Raw genomic sequence first — 23361 nt, 5'->3', positions numbered from 1 at the left:
CCTGGAGGCGTACGGCCTGAGGCCGGCCCCACGATCGTGGCTCCCGGCCGGCCCGATCGGCCCACCTCCCGCCCGCCGCACCCGCTCGGCGCACGCTCCCGCCCGGCCCAGCACACCCGAACGTTTCACCACCCGACAAGGAAAATCCCATGCATCCCACGAGGCGCTCCCTCGCCCTCGGCCTCGCCCTGCCCGCGACGCTGGCCGCCCTGCTCGGCGCCGGACCCGCCGCACCCGCGAGCCGCCCGGCCGCCGCCGGTGACGACCGGCACGAGCCCAAGCCCACGATCGTCCTCGTCCACGGAGCGTTCGCGGACGCCTCCAGCTGGAGCGGCACGATCCGGCGGCTGCAGCACGCCGGCTACCCCGTCCTGGCCCCCGCCAACCCGCTGCGCGGCCTCGCCGACGACACCGCCTACCTGCGCAGCGTGCTGGACGCCGTCGACGGACCCGTCGTCCTGGTCGGCCACTCCTACGGCGGCGCCGTCATCAGCGGGGCCGCGGTGGGCGACAGCCGGGTGAAGGCCCTCGTCTACATCGCCGCGTTCACCCCGGACAAGGGCGAGAGCGCGGCCGAGCTCGCCGCCAAGTTCCCCGGCTCGACCCTCGGCGACACCGTGAACCCGCGGTCCTACCCGCTGCCCGGCGGCGGCAGCGGCACCGAGCTGGTCATCGAACGGACCAAGTTCCACAAGCAGTTCGCCGCCGACGTCCCCACCACCGACGCGGCCGTCATGGCCGTGACCCAGCGCCCGGTCGCCACCACCGCACTGGAGGAGCAGGCCGGCGATACGGCCTGGAGGACGATCCCGTCCTGGGCGCTGATCGCCACCGCCGACAAGAACATCCCGCCGGCCGCGCAGCAGTGGATGGCCCGGCGCGCCGGCTCGTCCGTCACCGAAGTGGACGCGTCGCACGCCGTGGCCGTCTCCCGCCCGGCCGTGGTCACCCACGTGATCCTCGCCGCCGCGCGGGCGACCCGCTGAGCCCCGGACTTCCCCCTCCCGCACATCCCCAAGGAGAACCCCACATGACGAACCGTCCGGTCCTCGAACCCGCCGCCCAGGCGTTCGCCGACGCCACCGCCCAGCCGCCGTTCCTCTACGAGATCCCCGTCGCCGAAGGCCGCAAGGCCGTGGACGACGTCCAGAGCGGCGAGGGCGTTCCCCTGCCGGAGGTCGACGAGGAGTGGATCACCGTCCACGGCGGTCCGACCGGCGACGTCCGCGCCCGCCTCGTCCGCCCCCGCGGCGCCACCGGCCCGCTTCCCGTCGTCCTCTACATCCACGGCGCGGGCTGGGTGTTCGGCAACGCCCACACCCACGACCGGCTCGTCCGCGAACTCGCCGTCGGCACCGGGGCGGCCGTGGTCTTCCCCGAGTACGACCTGTCGCCCGAGGCCCGCTACCCCGTGGCGATCGAGCAGAACTACAGCGTCGCCCAGTGGGTCGCCCGCGAGGGTCACCACAAGGACCTCGACGGCACCCGGATCGCCGTCGCGGGCGACTCGGTCGGCGGCAACATGAGCGCCGCCCTCACCCTCATGGCCAAGCAGCGCGGCGACGTCACGCTCGTCCAGCAGGTCCTCTTCTACCCGGTCACGGACGCGAGCTTCGACACCGAGTCGTACCACGCCTTCGCCGAGGGCTACTTCCTGCGCCGTGACGCCATGAAGTGGTTCTGGGAGCAGTACACGACCGACGAGGCCGAGCGCGCCCAGATCACCGCCTCGCCGCTGCGCGCCTCCACCGAGCAGCTCACCGGCCTGCCGCCCGCCCTGGTCATCACCGCCGAGGCGGACGTCCTGCGCGACGAGGGCGAGGCGTACGCGGCGAAGCTCCGTGCCGCCGGGGTGGCCGTCACCGCCCTGCGCGTCCAGGGCACCATCCACGACTTCGTGATGCTGAACGCGCTGCGCGACACGTGGGCCGCGGACCTCGCCATCGGTCTCGCCGCCGACACCCTCCGCAAGGCCCTCGCATGACCGGGCCGTCGACCAGCATGCCGGTGGCGGGCCTCGTGCCCGCCCCTCGGCGGGAACCCGAGCACGCCGATCTCCTCGTCCGCAACGCCAAGGTGTTCACGGGTGATCCCGACCGCCCCGAGGCCCGCGCCGTCGCGATCCGCGACGGCCGGGTCGCGGCCCTCGGCGACGACCACGACCTCGCCCACCTCGTCGGGCCCGGCACGAAGGTCGTCGACGCGCTCGGCCGCCGCGTGATCCCCGGCCTCAACGACTCGCACCTGCACGTCATCCGGGGCGGCCTCAACTACGTCCTGGAGCTGCGCTGGGACGGCGTACGCAGCCTCCGCCATGCCCTGGCGATGCTGCGCGAGCAGGCCGGCCGCACGCCCAAGGGCCAGTGGATCCGGGTCGTCGGCGGCTGGACCGCGGAACAGTTCGCCGAGCGCAGGATGCCGACCGTCGCCGAGCTGAACGCCGCCGCCCCCGACACACCGGTCTTCGTCCTCCACCTCTACCAGTCCGCGCTGATGAACCGCGCCGCCGTACAGGCCGCGGGATTCACCCGCGACACCCCCGATCCGCGCGGCGGACAGATCGTGCGGGGCAGGGACGGTGAGCCCAACGGGGTGCTCCTCGCGGCGCCGAGCGCGCTCATCCTCTACTCGACCCTGGCGAAGGCGCCGCCCCTCGACGAGGCCGACAAGCGGACGTCGACGCGGCACTTCCTGCGCGAGCTGAACCGCTTCGGACTGACCTCGGCGGTCGACGCCGCGGGCGGCTTCCAGAACTTCCCCGACAACTACGCGACCGTCGTCGACCTCGCCAGGTCGGGGGAGCTGACCCTCCGGATCGCCTACCACCTCTTCCCGCAGACGGCCGGGCAGGAGCTCGCCGACCTCAAGCGCTGGACCGAGACGGTCAAGCCGGGGGACGGGGACGAGTGGCTCCGGCTCAACGGCGCCGGCGAGAACCTGACCTGGGCCGCCGCCGACTTCGAGAACTTCTCCGAGCCCCGGCCCGAGCTCGCCGCAGGCTACGAGACCGAGTTCGAGAACGCCGTGCGGCTCCTGCTCGAGAACGGCTGGGGATTCAGACTCCACGCGACCTACGACGAGACGATCCGGCGCGACCTGGCCGTCTTCGAGAAGCTCGCCGCGGAGGGACTCTTCCCCGGCGGCAACCGCTGGCTCTTCGACCACGCGGAGACGGTCTCGGCCGGCAGCCTCGACCGGATCGCCGCCCTCGGCGGCGCCGTCTCGGTCCAGAACCGGATGTCCTTCCAGGGCGCCGCCTTCCTCGACCGGTACGGCGCCGAGGCCGCCGCCCACGCCCCGCCGGTCCGGGCCATGCTCGACCGGGGCCTGACCGTCGCCGCCGGAACCGACGCGACCCGCGTCTCCTCGTACAACCCGTGGGTCGCCCTCCACTGGCTGGTCACCGGGCGCACGGTCGGCGGCACCGCGCTCCACCCGGCCGGGAACCCGATCGACCGGGAGACCGCCCTCGGCCTCTACACCCGGGGCGGAGCACAGCTCACCGGCGAGCAGGACGTCAAGGGAAGCCTGCGGGAGGGCTGCTACGGCGACCTCGCGGTCCTCTCCGACGACTTCCTCACCGTGTCCGAGGACGTCATCCCCGACATCGAGTCCGTCCTCACCGTCGTCGGCGGCCGCATCGTCTACGCGACCGCGGAGTACGAGGGACTCGACGAGGCCGTCCCGCCGGTGAGCCCCGAGTGGAGCCCCGTCGCCCACTTCGGCGGCTACCAGTCGGGTCAGGGAGGCGCCCACCAGGCATCGCTGGTGGCCGAGGCCGTCGCCGAGTCCGAGCAGCACCGCCGGTGGCGCGTCGCGCGCGGCTCCGTCCCCGAGACGACGCCGTCCTTCGTCGACCCCTGCTTCGACCACTAGAGCTTCGCACACCGAAAGAGACCACACGATGAGTACAGCCTCCTTCGCCGCGGACGGCGGCGAAGAAGACCCGGCCGCCCCGCCCGGCCGCCGTTTCGAGCCGGACCTCCGGTCGATGACACGGATCAACCTGCGCCCCATCGCCTCGCCCATGCCGCTCGGCTTCTTCACGATCGCCATCGCGTCCGTGATGACGGGCTGCCTCCAGCTCGGGATCCTCGGCGAGGAGGCCCGTGCCGCGGTCGCCCTCACCGTGCTGCCGGCCTTCGCCCTCCAACTCCTGGTCAGCTTCCTGGCCTTCGGTGCCCGTGACGTGATCGCGGCCACGCTGATGGCGGTGTTCGCCGGCAGCTGGCTGCCCTACTCGCTCATCATGCTCAGCGGCGCGGCCGACGGCCTGAAGGTGCTCGGCGTCTTCAACCTGGCGCTCCTCTGCTTCGGCGCGCTGATGACCGCCGTGACCGGGCCCAAGCGGGCGCTCTGGCTCGTCCTCGCGGTCTCCCTGCCCCGCTGGGCGGCCACCGGCCTCGCGGGCGTCACCGGCGCCGAGTGGCTGACCCGCACGTCCGGGGTGCTCGGCCTCGTGGTGGCGCTGGTCGCGATGTACACGGCGTTCGCCCTGATGCTCGAGGACATGCGCAGCGAGCAGGTCCTGCCCATCGGCCGCAGCGGCCCCGCCCACCTCGCCGTGGAAGGCGACCTCGCCGTCCAGCTCCGCAACCTGGAACGCCAGGCGGGCGTGCGCCGCACCCTCTGACCCCGGCCACTGGCCCCCGTACCCCGCGACCCGACAGGAGCGCTCATGGAACCCCAGGTCATCGACCGGCCCGAGAAGTCCCGGTACGAGATCCTCGCCGAGCCCGAGGCCGGTGCCCACGGCGACGGCACCGAGACCGCCGGCTTCGCCGAGTACCACCTCTCCGAGGGCGAGATCGCCTTCATCCACACCGAGATCGATCCCCGCTTCGGCGGCCGGGGCCTTGGCGGCCTGCTCGCCCGCGGCGCCCTCGACGACGCCCGGGCCCGTGGGCTGGGGGTCCTGCCGTACTGCCCCTTCATCCGCGGCTGGATCGGCAAGAACCCCGCGTACGCCGACCTGGTGCCCGAGGCACGCCGCGCCCGCTTCGGCCTGTGAACCGGCCCCCGACCGCAGCGCCCCCTGGCCGCACGGGCCTTCGCGGAGGCGGCACCGGTCGCCGCGTGGAGGACCGAGCCCTCGTGGGGCCTGGTCGCCTCCTCCGACCGCACGATCAGCCCCGACGTGGAGCGGTACGGGTACGAGCGGGCCGGCATGACCACCGTCGAGGCCGACTCCTCCCACCTGGTCATGCTCTCCCAGCCCAGGGCCGTGGCGGAGCTGATCCCGGAGGCGGCCCGGTCCACGGGGCACTGACCCGGCGCTTGAACTTCGAACGATTGGTCTATGTCGTTCGAACCCGGTAGCTTTCCGAAACGCCCGCCGAGAACACGCGGCGGGCGATCGGAGGAAGCACACCCATGAGGTTCGGCGCGAGGCTCGCGCTCGCCGTCATCACCCTCGCCGTCACCGCCACCGCCTGCGGCACCCCGCAGGACAACGGTTCGCGCTCGCACACCACCGCGGACTGCGCACCCTACGCCCGCTACGGCAAGCACCCCGGCACCGAGGTCACCGTCTACGCGGAGAACCGGGACCGGGAGGCCGACCTCTTCGAGGAGACCTGGGCGGACTTCGCCGACTGCACGGGAATCGACGTCCAGTACGAGGGGGACGGCGACTTCGAGGCCCGGATCCAGCTCCGGGTCGACGGCGGCAGCGCCCCCGACGTGGCGTTCTTCCCCCAGCCCGGGCTCCTGGAACGCTTCGCGCGGGCGGGGAAGCTCAAGCCCGCGAGCCCCGGGGTGGTGGGCCTTGCGAAGGAGGGCTGGTCGGCGGACTGGAACGGCTACGCGACCGTGGACGGCACCCTCTACGGCACGCCGCTGGTCGCGAACGTGAAGTCGTTCGTCTGGTACTCCCCGACGTTCTTCCGTGACAAGGGACTGAGCGTTCCCCGTACATGGTCCGAACTGATGGCCGTGACGGAGGAGATCGCGGCGTCGGGCGTCAAGCCCTGGTGCGCGGGCATCGAGTCCGCCGAGGCGACCGGCTGGCCCGTGACGGACTGGATCGAGGACGTCCTGCTGCGCCAGCAGGGCACCGACGTCTACGACCAGTGGGTCGCCCACGAGATCCCCTTCAACGACCCGCGGGTGATCAGGGCCATGGACACGGTGGGGTCCGTCCTCAAGAACGACCGGTACGCCAACGGCGGTTTCGGTCCGGCCCGGTCGATGGCGTCGATCTCCTTCCAGGAGGCCGGCACACCGGTTCTCTCCGGCGACTGCGCGATGCACCGCCAGGCCTCGTTCTATGCCGACATGTGGCCGGAGGGCACCGAGATCGGACCGGACAAGGACGTCCACGCCTTCCTCCTGCCGGGGGCCGACCCGGCGAGCCGGCCCGTCCTGGGCGGTGGAGTGTTCACCTCGGCGTTCGCCGACCGCCCCGAGGTGCGGGCGTTCCAGGAGTACCTGGCCTCCGCCGACTTCGCGAACGCGCGGATGAGGAAGGGCCCGTTCGTCTCGGCGAACAAGGGCGTGGATCCGGCGAACTCCGCGAACCCGGTCGACAGGCTCTCGATCCGGCTGCTCCAGGACCCCAGGACGGAGTTCAGGTTCGACGGTTCGGACCTGATGCCGGCCTCGGTCGGCGCCGGGACGTTCTGGAAGGGAGCCGTCGACTGGATCGGCGGCGCGAGCACCCGGCAGGTCGCCGACTCCGTCGAACGGTCCTGGCCGAGGACGTGATGTCGTTCGACGCCGCCGCCCAGCAGCCCAAGCTGCTGTACCTGCTCCAGGGCGTCGCCGCCTTCGCGGCGGTGGTCTCCCTGATCCTGCTCGCACTGCACCGGGGGCCGGTACGGAGGAGGGCCGCGGCCCTCCTCCTGCTCGCCCCCGCCCTGCTGCTGCTCGCGGTCGGTCTTCTCCTGCCCGGGCTGCGCACCCTGGCGCTGTCGTTCACCGACGACGGGGGAGACACCTGGGCCGGCCTCGACAACTACGTGTGGATGTTCACCGACCACCGGGCGCTGGTGGCGCTGCGCAACACCCTGGCGTGGGTGGTCCTCGTGCCGCTGACGTCCACCGCGGTCGGTCTGCTCTACGCGGCGGCCGTCGCACGGTCGCGGTTCAGGACGTTCGCGCTGTCCCTCCTCCTGACGCCGATGGCGATCTCGTTCGTCGGCGCGGGCGTCGTCTGGAAGTTCGTCTACGCCTACCGTCCCGCGGAGGCCGGGCAGATCGGACTGCTGAACCAGCTCGTCGTCGCGTCCGGCGGCGAACCGAGGCAGTGGCTCGTCGACTCACCCTGGAACGTCCTGTTCCTCATCGTGGCGATGGTGTGGACCCAGGCGGGCTTCGCGGCCGTCCTGCTGGCCGGCGCGATCAGAGCCGTACCCACGGAGCTGACCGAGGCCGCCCGGCTCGACGGCGCGTCCCCCGGGCAGATCTTCCGGCGGATCACCATGCCGTCGATCCGGCCCACGCTCCTCGTCGTGCTCCTCGCCCAGGCGATCGGCACCTTCAAGGCCTTCGACATCGTCAAGACCATGACCGGCGGACAGTTCGACACGGGCGTCATCGCCCACGCCATGTACGACCAGGCCTTCCGCTACGGCGAGACGGGCCGGGGCGCGGCGCTCGCCGTGCTCCTCTTCCTCCTCGTCACCCCCTTCGTCGCCCACCAGGTCCGGGCGCACCGGAGGACGGGGTGAACGGCGTCCGGGAGCGTCTGGCCTCCCGCGCCTTCACGTCGATCGCCGTGGTGATCGCGGTCCTCTGGACGACACCGACCCTCGGTCTCCTGCTCTCCTCGTTCCGCCCCGAGGAGGAGATCAAGACGACGGGCTGGTGGACCGTGTTCGGTACGCCGCACCTCACGCTCGACAACTACGGCGAGGTGCTGTTCGGCGGCGGGAACGGGTCGGGGCGGCTTGCGGAGTACTTCGTCAACTCCGTCGTCATCACCGTTCCCTCGGTGCTGTTCCCGCTCGTCCTGGCCTTCTTCGCGGCGTACGCCCTGGCCTGGATCGACTTCAAGGGGCGCGGCGCGCTCGTCGTCGGCATCTTCGCGCTCCAGGCCGTGCCGCTCCAGATGGCGCTCGTCCCCCTCCTGAAGCTCTTCTCCCAGGGCTGGCTGTTCCTGCCCGCGTGGCACCTCACCGGTCCCGCGCGGTTCGGCCAGGTCTGGTTCGCCCACACGGTCTTCGCGCTGCCGTTCGCGGTGTTCCTCCTGCACAACTTCCTGGCAGCGCTGCCCCGGGAACTGATCGAGGCCGCCCGCGTCGACGGCGCGTCGCACGGGACGCTGCTGCTCCGGATCGTGCTGCCGTCGGCCCGCCCGGCCCTTGTCGGCTTCGCCGTCATCCAGTTCGTCTGGGTGTGGAACGACCTCCTCGTGGCACTGACCCTGTCGGGCGGAACGGCCGAGACCGCGCCGATGACGGTCAGACTGGCGAGCCTGGCCGGGACCTACGGCAACGAGTGGCAGCGGCTCACCGCGGGAGCCTTCGTCGCGGCGCTCGTTCCGCTGCTCGTCTTCCTCTCCCTCCGGCGGCACTTCGCGCGGGGACTGCTCGCCGGATCGGTCAAGGGATGAGCCCCGACCGGACCGAGGAGCGAGTCGTGGCCACGGGGCCGAGCCGGCCCGGACTACGGGGCCGCGAAGCCGAGCTGGAGCAGCTGCGCGCCCTGGTCGAGGCGGTACGCGGCGGCGAGGGAGGCGCGGTCGCGCTGCTCCTCGGCGAGCCCGGGATCGGGAAGACCGCGCTGCTCCAGGAGGCCGTCTCGCTCGCCCGGGCCCGGGGATTCCTCGTCAGTCACGGACGCGCCGAGGAACTGCACGAACTGGCACCGCTCGCCTCACTGGCCTCGGGCCTCCTGCACGGTGACCCGCCGCTGCTCTCCGGCACGGACTTCGCGGCCCTCGCCGGCCACCACGACCAGCGCATCTGGCTCGTCGAACGACTGGCCCAGCTGGTCGAGGAACGCTCGGCGGGCACACCCGTACTGATCGCGGTCGACGACGTCCAATGGGCCGACCCGCTGAGCCGTTTCGCCCTGAGCGTCCTGCCGGCACGGCTGCTCAGCTCCCCGGTCCTCTGGCTGCTCACGAGCAGGGAGGACCCGGAGCTGTACGGGCAGGCGCCGCTGACGACGACCCTCCGTCTGCGGCCGCTGTCCGAGACGGCCCTGGCCGAGCTGGCACGCGACGTGCTCGGCGGGGACGTGCCGGCGCGGGTCGAGGAGCTCCTCGACGGGGCGGGCGGCAACCCCTTCCTCGCGGCCGAGATGCTCTCGGGCATCGCGGCGGCGGGCGCGGACGGGCCGGAACCGCCCGAGCGGCTGGTCCTCGGCGTACGGGACCGACTGGCCGGCCTCCGGCCGGACACCCTGCACTTCCTGCGGATCGGCTCGGTCCTCGGCCGCGCGTTCACGCTCGCCGACGCCGCCGCCCTGTGCGGCCGGCCCGCCTCCGGACTGAGCGTCGAAGTGGACGAGGCGATCGCCGCCGCCCTCCTCCACGACGACGGCGAACGCCTCCTGTTCCGCCACGACCTGCTCCGCCAGGCCGTGTACGCCGACCTCGCCCCCTCCGTCCGCCGGGCACTGCACCGGGAGGCCGCGAGCCGGCTCGTCGCGACGGGCCGGAGCTCCGGCGACGCCGTCCCGCATCTGCTGAAGAGCGCCGAACCCGGCGACGTGGAGGCGATCGCACTGCTCGGCACAGCCGCCGAGGACGTGATCGCCGTGATGCCCGACCTCGCCGCCGACCTGGCCGTCCGCGCCCTGGAACTCGTACCGGCCCGCGCGCCCATGGCGTACGACGTGGGGGAACGGGCCGTCGTCGCGCTGACCCGCGCGGGCCGGTACAAGCAGGCACGGGCCACCGGCGACGCGCTGCTCGCCCGGCAGCCGCCCCTGGACGTCTTCGCCCGGCTGCAGTCCGTACTCGGCGACGCGCTCTGGCACCTCGACGACGTCCACGAGTTGACCCGCCGCACGACGACGGCGCTGGCAGCGGTCACCGACCCGGCCGTCCGCGCCCGGCTGACAGCCCGGCACGCCCTGGCCCGGTCCCGCGGGAGCGACCTCGGGGCCGCTCGGGAGACCGGCGAACGGGCGCTCGCCGAGGCGGAGGGGGCCGGCGACCGGGAGGCCCGCGTCCTCGCCCTGTGGGGCCTCGGCGAGATCGCCCTCAACGCGGGAGACTGCGCCGCCGCCGTCGAACACCACACGAAACTGAGAGTGTTCGACCCGGCCTTCCTTCCCGAGGAGGCCGTCGCCCTGATCCACATGGACGACTTCGACGCCGTACGGCGACTGCTCCGGACGGCGGGCGATGCTCCCCTGCGCCCCGCCATGCTGATCTGGGCCCAGGGAACCCTGAACATGGGGCTCGGGCGGCTCGACGACGCGGACGCCGACTTCGTCACCGCCGAGCGTCTCGAAGCGGACCTCCACGTGCCCGGCAACCTGGTCAACATCCGCGTCAACCGAGGGCTCCTCGCGATGATGCGCGGCGACCGCGAGGCCGCGCGGGAACACCTGGACGTCGTGCGGGGGACCGTGGCCGACCGGCCGAACACGGGCAACCACGCCACGCACCGGTACTTCGAGGCGGTCGTCGCCGACGCCGGCGGCGACCACACGGCAGCGGCCGGACTCGTCCGGTCGGTGCAGCGCGACCACCCCTTCCTCCGGTGGCGGCTTCTGCGCCCTCATGTCGTCCAGGCCGTGCGGATCGCCCTGTGCGGCGGGGACCGGAAGCTGGCCGAGGACCTCGCGGCCCAGGCCGCCGCACACGCCATCCGCAACCCCGGCGTGCCGACCGCCCAGGGGACGGCCGCCCACGCGTCCGCCCTGGTGAACAGCGACCGAGGACTCCTGGAGCGGGCGGTGGACATCCTCTCGGACGGCCCCCGGCCGCTGTCCCTCGCTGCCGCGTCCGCCGACCTGGGGCGCGCGCTCCTGACCTCGGGCGACGCCGCCGCGACACCCGCCCTGACCAGGGCGCACGGCATCTACGCCCAGGCGGGGGCCGACGCCGAGGCCGAACGGGTCCGGGCCGATCTGGAGCAGCCCACGCGCCGCCCCGGCCGGCGCACCGGACGTCTCCGGCCGCGCACCGACCAGGGCTGGGACGCGCTCACGGCCTCCGAACGGAAGGTGGCCCGGCTGGTCGCCGCGGGCCACACCAACCGCTCGGCCGCGGAGGCCCTCGTCGTCTCCCCGCACACGGTCAACACCCATCTGGCGTCGATCTTCCGCAAGCTCGCGGTGCGCTCCAGGGTCCACCTGGCCCGGATCGTCCTCGCGGAGGACGACGACGGACCGGCCGGCGCCGACTGAGCGCGAGCTCTGCGCCCCCGGGCAAGGCGTGGTGCGCGGTACGGCAACAGGAGGCGCGGGGCCGGTCCTAGCGTGACGGGCACACCGCGCTGCTTCGACGCGCGGACCAGCCACTCCGAATCGAACCCCAGGCCGTGCACCGCTCCGGCGCCACCCCGGCCCCACGGTTCCCCGGCGCGGGAACCGGACGAGCTCAGGAGAGCAGACACCCCATGCAGTTCGGCATCTTCACCGTCGGGGACGTGACCCCCGATCCCACCACCGGCCGCACCCCGACCGAACACGAGCGCATCAAGGCGATGGTGGCCATCGCGCTCAAGGCCGAGGAGGTCGGCCTGGACGTCTTCGCGACGGGCGAGCATCACAACCCGCCGTTCGTGCCGTCGTCGCCGACCACCATGCTCGGCTACATCGCCGCCCGCACCGAGAAGCTGATCCTGTCCACGTCCACGACGCTGATCACCACCAACGACCCGGTGAAGATCGCCGAGGACTACGCGATGCTCCAGCACCTGGCCGACGGCCGGGTCGACCTCATGCTGGGCCGCGGCAACACCGGTCCGGTGTACCCGTGGTTCGGCCAGGACATCCGCCAGGGCATCAACCTCGCCAAGGAGAACTACGCGCTGCTGCGGCGGCTGTGGCGCGAGGACGTCGTGGACTGGGAGGGCACCTTCCGTACCCCGCTCCAGGCCTTCACCTCGACACCCCGACCGCTGGACGGCGTTGCGCCCTTCGTCTGGCACGGCTCCATCAGGTCCCCAGAGATCGCGGAGCAGGCCGCCTTCTACGGCGACGGCTTCTTCCACAACAACATCTTCTGGCCCGCCGACCACACCAGGCGCATGGTGCAGCTCTACCGGCGCCGGTTCGCGCACCACGGTCACGGCCGGCCGGAGGACGCCGTCGTCGGCCTGGGCGGACAGGTCTTCATGCGGAAGAACTCCCAGAACGCCGTACGGGAGTTCCGTCCCTACTTCGACAACGCGCCGGTGTACGGCCACGGCCCGTCGCTGGAGGACTTCACCGAGCAGACCCCGCTGACGGTGGGCTCTCCCCAGCAGGTCATCGAGCGGACCCTGTCGTTCCGGGAGACCGTCGGCGACTACCAGCGCCAGCTGTTCCTGATGGACCACGCGGGCCTGCCCCTGAAGACCGTCCTCGAACAGCTCGACATCCTCGGCGAAGAGGTCGTGCCCGTGCTGCGGAGGGAATTCGCCGAAGGGCGTCCGGCCGACGTGCCCGAGGCCCCCACGCACGCGTCGCTCCGAGCCGCCCGGGAGGTGGCCGCCGCATGAAGCTGATCGTCCTCTCCGCCGGGCTGAGCACCCCCTCCTCCACCCGCCTGCTCGCGGACCGGCTGGCCGAATCGGCCCGCGAGGAACTCGCCGCCCGTAAGCAGGCGGCTTCGACCGAGGTCGTGGAGCTGCGCGAACTGGCCGGCGACATCGCCAACCACCTCGTGACCGGCTTTCCGCCGCCGCGACTGGCCGCCGCGATCGACTCGGTGACGGCGGCCGACGGCCTGATCGTCGTCACTCCCGTGTTCGCGGCCTCCTACAGCGGCCTCTTCAAGTCCTTCTTCGACGTGATCGATCCGGACGCCCTCTCCGGGAAGCCCGTCCTGATCGCGGCGACGGGCGGCACCGCCCGCCACTCCCTGGTCCTGGAGCACGCCGTGCGCCCGCTCTTCTCCTATCTCCGCGCCGTCGTCGTCCCCACCGCCGTGTTCGCGGCCTCCGAGGACTGGGGCTCGGGAGGAGACGAGTACACCGACGGCCTGCCCGGCCGCGTCCGCCGGGCGGGCGTCGAGCTCGCCGCCCTCATGGCGGCGCGCCCGGTCGGGGAAGAGCCCGAGGACGACGTCACCGTCCTCGAACGGCAACTCGCCGACCTGCGCTTCGACTGAGACGGGCCCCTGGGCCGGGCGGCGCCGGAGTGGTTCACATGGTTCATACTGTTCCGCCGTATGAGCGTGAACCGAGTGACGACGAGGACCGTGCCCGAGGAATCCGACGGTGGACGGACGCCACTCCGCGGCAGGGACGTCGAAATGGCGTTCATCGAGGCGCGGCTCGACGCGCTCGACCGGGGCGAAGGCGGAATCATCCGCGTCGAAGGCCCCGTCGGCATCGGCAGGTCCAGGATCCTCGCGGAGGCCGCGGCAGCCGCGAGGCGGCGCGGGACGAGGGTGTTCGAGGGAGCGGCGGACCCCGACGAACAGTTCGTGCCGCTCGGCCCGCTCCTCGACGGTCTGCTCTCCGGCGAGGAACCGCTGCCGGGCGCCGTCCGCCTCAGGGACCTCGCCACGACACCCGGCCGGCGCTTCTGGCTGCTCCAGGAACTGGGGGACCGCCTGCGGGAGACGGCGCGAAACGGCCCGCTGCTCGTCGTCCTCGACGACCTCCAGCGGTGCGACGACCTGACCCTCCTCACCTTCCACACCCTCGCGGCGGGACTCTCGTCGCACGCCATCCTGTGGGTGGTCGCCGTGCGCGGCGGCAGCGTGCCGTCGGGGGTTCGCACCACCCTGGACCGGATCCGTCAGGCGGGCGCACACGAGCTGGTCGTCGAAGCGCTGGAGGACCGTGCGGTCGCCCGGATCACCGAGGACGTCCTCGGCGCCCCTCCCGGCCCGGACGTCCTCCGCCTCGCCCACCGCGCCGAGGGGGTGCCCCAGCTGCTGGTGGAGCTGCTCGGCTCGCTGCGCGAGGAGGCGGTGACGATCGGGAACGGCATGGCCGGGCTGCCGGCCGGACCTCCCGCCCCACGGCAGCTCCCCTCCGTCGCGCGCCGCCTCGACCAGTTGTCCGACGGGGCGCGGGAGCTGGTGCAGACGGCGGCCGCCGTGGGCGGCACGGTCACCGTTCCGCTGCTCGCCGAACTGCTCGGCAGGTCCCCGGCGGCGCTCATCACCGCCGTACGGGAATCCCTCGACGCCGATCTGCTCGCCGAGAGCGGCGATCGCCTCGCCTTCCGCCACGACCTGGTCCGCGAGGCGGTGGACGCCGGCCTCCCCCTGCCCCTGCGTCAGGCCCTGCGCCGACAGGGCGCCGGGCTGCCGCCCGGGAGAGCACAAGCTGATGCTTCGGAGGCCGAGAGCCCGGCGCCGAGCGACGCCGTGGAGGCCGACCGGCTCCGCACCGAAGCGGCGGAACTCGCCGCCACCGCTCCCGGACCCGCCGCGGAGCGCAGCCTCAAGGCCCTGGAACTCGCCGGCGCGGACGCTCCGGAGCGTCCCCGGATCATCGCCGAGACGATCCCGCTGCTCTGGCAGACGGGCCGGGCCGCCCAGGCGCGTGAGCTGGGTGCGACCGCCCTGGCGGCCGGCGGGCTCGGACCCGAGGACGAGGCGCTCATACGCCTCGCCCTGGCACGCCTCGCCGTACCGTTCGACTTCTCCGAGGCGGTCCGGCAGGCCCGCGCCGGCGCGGCACTGCCCGGGATCTCCGCGACCGCGAAGGGACGACTGCTCGCCGTGCTCGCCGTCGGCCTGTCGATGTCGGGCGAGCACGCGGCGGCCGAACAGGTCGCCGCGGAGGCCTGGGAGACCGCGGCGGCAGCGGGGGACCGCGCCGCCGAGGCCACCCTGACGACGGTCCGTTCGGCCGTGAGCTTCCACCGCATGGACCTGACCGAGGCGTTCCGGCAGGCCGAGCGGTCCGCCGCGCTGGCCGACGCCCTGGGCGTCAGCACCTCGCTGTGGGTACCGGAGGCCCTGTGGCACGCCCTCCTGTCGAACACCACCGGACGCACCGCGGAGGCGCTCGCCGTCGCGGAGGAGGGCATCCGGATCACCGGGGAGCAGGGCCGGACGGCAGCCACCCGCATGTGGCTCATGACCCGCGCCCGCATCCTGCTGGAAGCCGGACGGCTGGCGGACGCCCGGGCCGACTGCGAAGCCGCGTCCGCGAACGACGATCCCGGCCCGGGCAACCTCGCCGACGTCACGCTCCGGTACGTGATGCTGCGCGTCGCCCTCCACACCGGCGACCGGCAGACCGTACAGGCGTACGCGGCGGAGGCCAGGCGCATGCGGAGCGACGGCGCACCCGTCGTCCGGCACTTCGGCTCCTGGATGCTGGCACTGACGGCCGACTTCGAAGGCCGGCCCGACCGTGCCATGGCCGAACTCGACGAGGTGATGACGTCGCCCGCCGAGGGCCGGCCCGCCTACGCCGGCCTCATCGACCCCGCCGACGCCCCCGTGCTCGTCCGGCTGGCGCTGCGGGCGGGCGCGCTCGAACGGGCCGCGCAGGCGGTCGCCCAGGCCGAGCGACGAGCCGCACTCAATCCCGGCCTCACGTTCCTCGCCGCCACCGCCGCGCACGCCCGGGGTCTCCTCGACAACGACCTCGCCCCCCTCGTACGCGCCGTACGGCTCTACGAGGACTGCCCCCGGGTGCCGGCCCGGGCGTCGGCACTGGAGGACGCCGGACGCAAGCTGGCAGCCACCCGAAGGTCCGAAGCGGTGCCGTACTTCGAGACGGCCCTCGCGCTCTACGCGCGCGCGGGCGCCGAACGGGACGCCGCACGGGTGCGCCGCCGCCTGCGGGCCGCCGGTGTCCGCAAGCGCCCCGCGACCGCCGGACTCGACGGCGCCTGGCCCGAGCTGACGGCCGCGGAGACACGCGTGGTACGGCTCGTGGCCCGAGGGCTGACCAACCAGCAGGCGGCCGAGGAGCTCTCCCTCTCACCGCACACGGTGAGTTCGCACCTGCGCCGGGCCTTCACCAAGCTGGACGTCACCTCGCGCACGGAGCTGAACCGGCTGGTCACGCGTCGCGACAGCGGAGAGTAGTCGCTTCGTATCCCCTGTGGGCGTCATGGCAATGGACGATTCATGCGATGTGCCGACGTCGTCGTTTCCTCAGACTGATCAAGAACCGCGGAATGGAGAGGTCCGCGGGGACCCTTGATCGAGAGAGGAACAACGCATGACCGTAAGGCTCCAGCGAGCCCGCCCCGGCAGCCCCGAGCTCCAGGCACTCGTCGACGAGCTCGCGGAGCGGCTCGGCCGGTCCGTCGCCGTCGACGACCCGCTGGTCCGCATGGTCTGCACGAGCCGCCACTTCGGCGACGAGGACCCGGTGCGCATCGGCACCCTGCTGCAGGGCCGCGCCGACAACGCGGCCATCCGGCACGTCCTCGCCCAGGGCGTGACCCAGTGGGCGAGGCCCGGCTTCATCGACGGCCGTGACGACCTCGGACTGCTGCCCCGGTACGTCGTGCCGCTGCGCGAGCGCGGGCATCTCCTCGGGCTCCTCGTGGTGGTCGTCCCCGAGAAGACGCTGGGGGAGGAGGATACCCGCGCCATCGCCCGGGCCGCGGACGCCATGTCGGCACAGATGTACGGAGAGCAGATCGCCGCCGACACCCGGAAGACCGACGAGCGGGACCTGGCCCTCGCACTCGTCGGCACCGACGTCGCGGCACGCACCACCGCGCGTCGGCGCGGCAGGGAAACGGGGCTCCTCCGCTCGGCGGAGCACGTCCTGGTCACCGTCGTCCGGCTCAGCTGCGGGGCGGAGGCCGTGCGCCGGTCCGAGGCCGCCCTGTGGGCCGCGCTCGAGGGGCACCGGCAGACGCGCTCCGCCCAGGGACTCATCGCGATCGGCAAGGAGCGGGCGCTCCTGCTCCAGCTCCGCGACCGGCCGCCGCACCCGGACGAGGTCGCCGCCCAGTCCGCCCGCATCCTCGACGAACTCCGCACCTTCCTGGACCCGTCGGCGGACCCCGTGATCGGCGTCGGCGGCCGCCACGCCACCCTGGACGACGCGTGGACGTCGTACGAGCAGGCGCTCGTGGCGGCCCGTGCGGCACGCCGACTGCCCTCCCTGAACAGCATCGGCGACTGGGAACTCCTCGGGGAGCTCTCCGTACTGCTGCAGCTCCCCGAGCACGCTCTGAACGCGTCGCTGGTCCCGAAGCCGCTCCGCACCCTGGCCGAGGCTCACGGCGGCGACCGCCTGCGGGACACCCTGCGCTGCTTCCTCGAACACGCGGGCTCGATCCCCAAGACCGCGGAGACGCTGGGCATCCACCGCACCTCGCTGTACTACCGCCTGCGCCAGATCCAGGAGCTCACCGGACTCGACCTCGACGACGGTGCCCACCGGCTCGCCCTGCACCTCGGCCTCAGGGTCGGGGAACTCCTCGACGCGGGCGCCGGCAGGCCCGTCTGACCCCGGACTCGCTTCGACAAAGCGAGGAGGATCCACGGCCCGATTCCTACAGCTCGCGGTGGTGCGGGCGACGGGCCCCATTCGATGATGTCCGGACGGGCGGGGACGAACGTACCGCCTCTGACCAGGGGAGAGGTCATGCAACAACTGATCACGACGGACGGCGCACGGCTCGCGTACCAGGACACCGGCGGCGAGGGCATCCCGCTGGTGATGCTGCACGGCTGGGGGCAGACGCAGGCGATGTTCCGCCATCAGACCGAGGGGCTCGCGCCCGCCCGTCGGGTCGTCACCGTCGACCTCCGCGGCCACGGGCAGTCGGGCAAGCCGCGCCACGGCTACCGCATCGCCCGGCTCTCCCGCGACGTGCTCGAACTCGTCGACCACCTCGGCCTGGAACGGTTCGACGCACTGGGCTGGTCCATGGGCGCCTCGGTGTGGTGGAGCTTCATCGACCAGTACGGAACCGGTCGGATCCGTCGATTCGTCACCGTCGACCAGCCCGCGGCGGTCGCCGCCGTGCCCTGGATGACCGAGCGGGAACAGCGGGACTCCGGCGCCATCTTCGACGTGTCGGGGCTGCTGTACCTGGGCGCGTCCCTCGCGGGACCGGAAGGCGACACGGTCCGCGCCGACTTCGTGCGCGGCATGTTCTCCGGCGAGCCCGACCCCGAGGTACTGGACTTCGTCGCCGAGGAGATCCGGTCGACACCCGCCCACGCGGGCGTACCGCTGCTGTTCGACCACTGCGCGCAGGACTGGCGGGACGTGCTTCCCCGGATCGATGTGCCGACCCTGGTGATCGGCTGCGAGGGAAGCCATGTGCACCCCGATTCGCAGCGCTTCGTCGCCGAGCGGATTCCCGGCGCACGCCTGCACGTCTTCGCCTCCGACGTGGCGAGCTCGCACTTCCCCTTCCTGGAGAACCCGCCGGCCTTCAACGCCGTGGTGGAGAAGTTCCTGGCCGAGGAGCCGGCGAACGGGGTGTGAACCCGCCCTCCGCCCGCACGCACCTACCGCCAGGAATCCCCATGCCCCTCACACTGACGTCCCGTGCGCCCGGACGGGTGCCCCGGCCGGCGCCCGACCCGGTCTCGCCCTCCTCCCGCTCGGGGTGGCTGGTCCAGATGCTCTCCGAGATGCCGGAGACGAACGGGCGGACCCACGTCTACCTCGGCGTCCACGTCCGTGGGCCCGTGACCGTCGTCCACGAGCGTTCCAGGACCCTGTTGGAACCGAGTGACCTGGTCTTCTGCGACCCGGCCCGACCGCACCTGCTCCAGTTCGGCGAAGACTGCCAGATGATCTTCTTCCGGGTGCCCCGCTGCCATCTGGGCGTCACGGGGCCGGAACTGGACCGGGTGCTCGGCATACCCGTACGCGGCGGGGAGGGGATCGGGGCGCTGGCGTCCGACTTCCTGACCGCGCTCGCGGCCAGGCCGGAGTTCCGCCGGTCCGCGATCGGGGACCGGCGTGCCCGCACGGCCGTCCACCTCCTCTCCGTCCTGGTCGTGGAGCTCCTCGCAGCGGACACGACGGACACGGCCGACGACGCGGCCGGAGCCGGCAACGAGCTCCTGTCCCGGATCCACGCCCACATCGAGGAACACCTGATGGACCCGGACCTCTCGCCGGAGTCCATCGCACGCGCCCACCACATCTCCGTCCGGTACCTGCAGAAGCTGTTCCAGAACGACGGCAGCACGGTGAGCCAGTGGGTGCGGCAGCGCAGGCTCGAGTCCTGCCGGTTCGAGCTGGGCCACTCCACCCGGAGAACCACGATGGCCGCGATGGCGCACCGCTGGGGCTTCAGCAGCCCCTCGCACTTCAGCCGCACGTTCCGCGGGGCCTACGGCATGAGCCCCAGCGAATGGCAGGCCCTGGCGACCTCGGCCTTCGCGCCGGTGACCGCCGACGCCCAGGACGAGCGACGGCGCTGAGACGCGCGCGCTCCGTCATGCCCGACACCGAGAAGAGAACTCGTATGTCCCACCCCACCGTCGTCCTCGTGCACGGCGCCTTCACGGACGCGACCGGCTGGATAGGCGTCATCGCGGAACTGCGGAGCAGCGGTATCCCGGTGATCGCCCCGCCGAACCCGCTCCGGGGCCTGGCATCGGACGCCGCCTACCTCTCCTCCGTCCTGACGCAGGTCGAGGGTCCGGCCGTCCTCGTCGGCCACTCGTACGGTGGTGCGCTGATCACGGTGGCCGGCGCCGCGGAGAACGTCGTGGGGCTCGTCTACGTGGCCGCCTACGTGCCCCAGGAAGGCGAGAGCCTCGACCGGCTCCAGCGGAGCTTCCCCGATCCTCCCCTGAAAGGCAGCCTGAAGGAGTGGACCTACCCGCTCCACGACGGCGCCCGGGCCGTCGAGGTCACCATAGAGGAGACGGCGTTTCCCTCCGTCTTCGCGGCGGACGTGCCCGGGGATGTCGCCGGCGTCCTGGCGGCTGCCCAACGCCCCTTCGCCGCGGCCGCGTTCACCGAGACCGCGGCCGTGGCGGCATGGCGGACGAAACCGTCCTGGGCCCTCGTGGCCGGGGCCGACCGCACGATCGGCCCCGAGGTCCAGCGCTTCGGCGCCGCACGGGCCGGCGCCGTCGTCGTCGAACTCCCCGACGCCTCCCACGCCGTCGCCCTCTCCGAGCCCACGAGAGTCGCCGATCTGATCAGGACCGCGGTACGAGCGACAGGCTGACCGACCGAGCGACCGAGCCGGGAAAGGGGAGTCGTGTACGAGGAGAAGTCGTTCGGTGCCGTTCTCCGCGGTCTGCGGCAGCGAGGACGTCTGACGATGGAGGAGTTGGCCGAGGCGTCGGGTGTGAGTGTCCGGGCCATCGGCGACATGGAGCGGGGTCGCAGTCGGGTTCCGCAGCGGCGCACGGTGGTGGCGCTGGCGGAGGGGCTCGGGCTCACGGACGGTGAGCGGGAGGCGCTGCTGACCACGGCGCGGGCGGCGCGTCCGACGCGAGCGGTCACGGTGGCGGGGACGGTCGTGCCGCCGCGGTCGGTGGGGGACTTCACGGGGCGCGAGGCGGAGCTGGCGCTCCTGCGGAACGCCGCGGAGCGGGCTCCGGCGGGCGGCGCGTCGGCGTGGGTCGTCTCGGGTCCTCCGGGGTGTGGGAAGACGACGCTGGCGCTGAAGGCGGCGGCGGACCTCGTAGAGAGGTTCCCCGACGGGTGCTTCGTGGTGGACCTGCACGGGGTGGACGGCCCCGTGGACACGGGGGAGGCGCTGCTGAAGCTGCTGAAGGCCCTCGGGGTGTCGGACCGCCGGCTGGCGCAGGAGGACGAGCAGGGCCGCGCGGGGCTGCTGCGGGCGCTGCTGGGCGACCGCCGGTGCCTGGTCGTGTGGGACAACGCCCGCGACGAGAAGCAGGTGCGTGCGCTGCTGCCGGCAGGCGGGCGGAGTCTGGTGCTGGTCACAAGTCGGCGGCCCTTGACCGGTCTCGAGCACGTCGACCGCCTCCCCCTGTCGGAGATGGCGCAGGAGGAGGCGGTCGATCTGCTGCGCCGGATCCTGGGCAAGGAGCGGGCCGACGCGGAGGCCGAGGACGTGGCGCGGGTGGCGGAGCTGTGCGGGCGACTGCCCCTGGCCCTCCGGGTGGCGGCGAACTGGCTGACGGTCCGGTCCGGATGGACCGTCGGCCGCCTGGTCCGGCGCCTGGCCGACGAAGAACGCCGCCTGGGCGCACTCACCGCCGGCGACGTGCGCGTGGAGGCCGCCTTCGAACTGTCCTACCGTCAGCTGACCGGCCAGGCAGCACACATGCTGCGGCTGCTGAGCCTGGTCCCGGGGCCGGACATGACCGCTGCCTACGGTGCCGCTCTGACCGCCACGGCCGTCTTCGAGGCCGAGGACGTGATGGAGGAACTCGTCGAGGCCGGCTTGCTGCAGGCCACCTTCACCGGTCGCTACCAGTTGCACGACCTGCTGCGGCTGTTCGCGCGCGCCCGGCTGTCCCGCGAGGAGGAACCCGGCGAGCGGGAGGCGGCCGACGACCGGCTGCGCACCTGGCTGCTGGAGACGGCCACGGTCGCCGGCCGCTGGTACCAGCCCGCGTACGGGGCGCCGCCGCCCTCCTGGCAGGGCCTGGTCCCGCTGGAGAGCGCCGACCAGGCCCGTGACTGGCTCCGGAACGAAGCGCCCTCCTGGCTCGCCGCCCTGCGCGCCGCCGCCGGGCGGGACGAGCACATCCAGGTCGTGGAGACCGTCCACGCCATGGAATGGTTCTGCGACCTGTGGGTCCACTGGGGACACTGGCCCGAGGTCTTCGGTCTGGCCGCCGAGTCCGCCGCCGCGCTCGACGACCCGTACATGCGGGCGTTCCACCTCAACTGCCAGTCCTGGGCCCTGAACGCCTGCGGACGGCGCCACCGCGAGGCCGTCGAACGGGCCGAGGAAGGACTGGAACACGCCCGCCGCGCCCAGGACGTCCACCAGCAGGTCTCGGCACTGATGCACACGGCCAGCGCGTACCGGCAACTCGGCGACCCCCGGAAGGTCGCGGAGAAGGCCCTCGCGGCCATGGGCCTGTCCGAGGACACCGGTCACTACGAGGCCTGGCCCCAGGCCGTGCGCCTCTACGGAAGCGCCCTGCGCCTGCTCGGCCGTGCCGAGGACGCCCTGACCGAGCACGAGCGCATCATCGCGTTCCTCGACGCGCCCGACTGCCCGGTGACCGGGCACATCGCCGACATCTTCCGTGCCCACACGATGCAGGCCATCGGTCACGACCACGCCGCGCTGGGGCGGTGGCGGGAGGCCGCCGACCACTTCCGCGACGCCCGGGTCAGGTCGTGCGCCATCGGCATCTCCCACAGGGAAGGCGAAACGCTGAGGCATCTGGCGGAGGCCCTGATCGAACTGGGAGAGACCGAGGAGGCCCGCTACTGCCTGCGCCAGGTCCTCTCCCTCGGCGACCTGGCCGACGACAAGGACCTGAGGACCGCGCGGGCGCTCCTGGACTCGCTCCCCGCCGGATGATTCCGGACCGCTCGGCCGGCGTGTGCGGCCTGAGCGGCTCGTGGGGCTCATGCGGCTTGGGGCGCCGACCGGGACCAGCCGGTCAGGCCGTGCTGTCCTCCGCGCGGGTGGGGAGCCGCCCCGCCGCCGCGAGCCGGGACAGCCGCTGGTGTTCCCGGTCGGCCCAGCGTCGGACCCGGTCGGGCTCCAGCGGCGTGCCGTGGCCGACGTGGAGTGCGGTGGGGTTCAGGGCGAGCATGTTCCGCAGGCTGGCGAGGTTCTGCAGCGGGTCGTCGTGGAAGGGCGGGTTGGCGGGCCGGCCCCGCACGAGACCGAAGAGGGAGTTGGCGATCAGGTCGCCGGCGACGAGGTCTCCCTGGTCGGTGAGGACGGAGACCGAACCCGCGGTGTGCCCCGGTGTGGGCATGATGCGGGCCGCGATCCCGAAGTCCTCCAGGTCGGTCTCGCCCGTCACGAGGACCCCGGGTTCGAACGGTTCGACGCGCATGTGCAGGTTCCTGTTCCCGGCCATGAGGCGGCCCGTCGGCCCGGTGGGCAGATAGGGTTCGCGGGCCCGGCCGGTGCGGTACGGGCCGAGGTCGGCGACGTGCCCTGCCACGGGTGCCCCGGTCAGGCGGTGCAGTTCGGCGGCGGAGCCGAAGTGGTCGATGTGGCCGTGGGTGATGACGATCAGCGACACGTCGGTGGGGTCCACCCCATGGGCCGCGACCTGTTCGTAGATCCTCCGGCCGCTGCCGGGCGTTCCCGCGTCGACGATGACGGGCCGACGGCCCAGCAGCAGATACGCGTTGATGTTGTGCCGGCCCATGACCGGGATGGGGACGACCTTGGTTCGGGACACGGTTCTCTCCTTGGGCATGACTGTCTTCCGCCGCGCGGTGG

General features: G+C 72.9%; 18 protein-coding genes and 1 pseudogene. 18 read left to right on the top strand and 1 reads right to left on the bottom strand.

The features are described from left to right. Window positions 1–149: 149 nt before the first annotated feature. The 18 genes and pseudogenes from ACFY8W_RS03375 (at window position 150) to ACFY8W_RS03290 (ending at window position 22479) form a co-directional block, all read left to right on the top strand. Window positions 150–986, top strand: coding sequence for an alpha/beta fold hydrolase (locus ACFY8W_RS03375; protein WP_391099600.1), 837 nt, complete (start codon window positions 150–152; stop codon window positions 984–986). 44 nt (window positions 987–1030) lie between these two features. Beyond that, window positions 1031–1984: an alpha/beta hydrolase fold domain-containing protein gene (locus ACFY8W_RS03370; protein ID WP_391099598.1), complete on the top strand. Its 954-nt coding sequence runs from the start codon at window positions 1031–1033 to the stop codon at window positions 1982–1984. After that, entirely contained in the window at window positions 1981–3876 is a 1896-nt protein-coding gene (locus tag ACFY8W_RS03365) for an amidohydrolase family protein (RefSeq protein ID WP_391099596.1), read from the top strand. The genes ACFY8W_RS03370 and ACFY8W_RS03365 overlap by 4 nt, the downstream gene beginning before the upstream one ends. 28 nt (window positions 3877–3904) lie before the next feature. After that, window positions 3905–4633 (top strand): GPR1/FUN34/YaaH family transporter, encoded by a 729-nt coding sequence (locus ACFY8W_RS03360; RefSeq protein ID WP_391099594.1) that lies wholly within the window; start codon window positions 3905–3907, stop codon window positions 4631–4633. Between the two features lie 45 nt (window positions 4634–4678). Beyond that, window positions 4679–5011 carry an N-acetyltransferase gene (locus ACFY8W_RS03355; RefSeq protein WP_391099592.1) on the top strand — a complete coding sequence of 111 codons (333 nt, stop codon included), beginning with the start codon at window positions 4679–4681 and terminating at the stop codon, window positions 5009–5011. A gap of 15 nt (window positions 5012–5026) precedes the next feature. Then, a pseudogene (locus tag ACFY8W_RS03350) lies at window positions 5027–5269 on the top strand (alpha/beta fold hydrolase); the annotation flags it as partial. Between the two features lie 104 nt (window positions 5270–5373). Beyond that, the gene (locus ACFY8W_RS03345) at window positions 5374–6705 is read left to right on the top strand and encodes an extracellular solute-binding protein (protein WP_391099589.1); all 1332 of its coding nucleotides are present in this window, start codon (window positions 5374–5376) and stop codon (window positions 6703–6705) included. After that, on the top strand, window positions 6705–7670 hold the full coding sequence (locus tag ACFY8W_RS03340; protein ID WP_391099586.1) for an ABC transporter permease subunit: 966 nt from the start codon (window positions 6705–6707) through the stop codon (window positions 7668–7670). The genes ACFY8W_RS03345 and ACFY8W_RS03340 overlap by 1 nt, the downstream gene beginning before the upstream one ends. Further along, window positions 7667–8554 (top strand): ABC transporter permease subunit, encoded by an 888-nt coding sequence (locus tag ACFY8W_RS03335; RefSeq protein WP_391099583.1) that lies wholly within the window; start codon window positions 7667–7669, stop codon window positions 8552–8554. Before ACFY8W_RS03340 ends, ACFY8W_RS03335 begins: the two co-directional genes overlap by 4 nt. After that, complete coding sequence (locus tag ACFY8W_RS03330; protein WP_391099581.1) at window positions 8551–11307, top strand: AAA family ATPase; 2757 nt, start codon at window positions 8551–8553, stop codon at window positions 11305–11307. The genes ACFY8W_RS03335 and ACFY8W_RS03330 overlap by 4 nt, the downstream gene beginning before the upstream one ends. Before the next feature lie 212 nt (window positions 11308–11519). Beyond that, on the top strand, window positions 11520–12605 hold the full coding sequence (locus ACFY8W_RS03325; RefSeq protein WP_391099578.1) for a CE1758 family FMN-dependent luciferase-like monooxygenase: 1086 nt from the start codon (window positions 11520–11522) through the stop codon (window positions 12603–12605). After that, on the top strand, window positions 12602–13216 hold the full coding sequence (locus tag ACFY8W_RS03320; RefSeq protein WP_391099575.1) for a CE1759 family FMN reductase: 615 nt from the start codon (window positions 12602–12604) through the stop codon (window positions 13214–13216). The genes ACFY8W_RS03325 and ACFY8W_RS03320 overlap by 4 nt, the downstream gene beginning before the upstream one ends. A 60-nt stretch (window positions 13217–13276) precedes the next feature. Further along, window positions 13277–16108: a LuxR C-terminal-related transcriptional regulator gene (locus ACFY8W_RS03315; protein WP_391099573.1), complete on the top strand. Its 2832-nt coding sequence runs from the start codon at window positions 13277–13279 to the stop codon at window positions 16106–16108. Between the two features lie 136 nt (window positions 16109–16244). Continuing rightward, the gene (locus ACFY8W_RS03310) at window positions 16245–17492 is read left to right on the top strand and encodes a helix-turn-helix domain-containing protein (protein WP_391099570.1); all 1248 of its coding nucleotides are present in this window, start codon (window positions 16245–16247) and stop codon (window positions 17490–17492) included. A gap of 138 nt (window positions 17493–17630) precedes the next feature. Beyond that, entirely contained in the window at window positions 17631–18482 is an 852-nt protein-coding gene (locus ACFY8W_RS03305; protein ID WP_391099568.1) for an alpha/beta fold hydrolase, read from the top strand. A 41-nt stretch (window positions 18483–18523) separates the two neighbouring features. Continuing rightward, window positions 18524–19432 (top strand): helix-turn-helix domain-containing protein, encoded by a 909-nt coding sequence (locus ACFY8W_RS03300; RefSeq protein ID WP_391099566.1) that lies wholly within the window; start codon window positions 18524–18526, stop codon window positions 19430–19432. 44 nt (window positions 19433–19476) lie between these two features. Continuing rightward, window positions 19477–20190 (top strand): alpha/beta fold hydrolase, encoded by a 714-nt coding sequence (locus ACFY8W_RS03295; RefSeq protein WP_391099563.1) that lies wholly within the window; start codon window positions 19477–19479, stop codon window positions 20188–20190. A 33-nt stretch (window positions 20191–20223) separates the two neighbouring features. Beyond that, window positions 20224–22479: a helix-turn-helix domain-containing protein gene (locus tag ACFY8W_RS03290; RefSeq protein WP_391099560.1), complete on the top strand. Its 2256-nt coding sequence runs from the start codon at window positions 20224–20226 to the stop codon at window positions 22477–22479. Between the two features lie 82 nt (window positions 22480–22561). On the opposite strand, the gene ACFY8W_RS03285 is transcribed toward ACFY8W_RS03290, so the two are convergent. Beyond that, window positions 22562–23320, bottom strand: a complete 759-nt coding sequence (locus ACFY8W_RS03285; protein ID WP_391099557.1) for an MBL fold metallo-hydrolase — start codon at window positions 23318–23320, stop codon at window positions 22562–22564. Window positions 23321–23361 lie beyond the last annotated feature (41 nt).

This window comes from Streptomyces sp. NPDC012637 (assembly GCF_042954805.1).
Lineage (GTDB): Bacteria > Actinomycetota > Actinomycetes > Streptomycetales > Streptomycetaceae > Streptomyces.
Note: the sequence above shows the minus strand (reverse complement) of the source record. Positions and strands in the feature narration are given on the sequence as shown.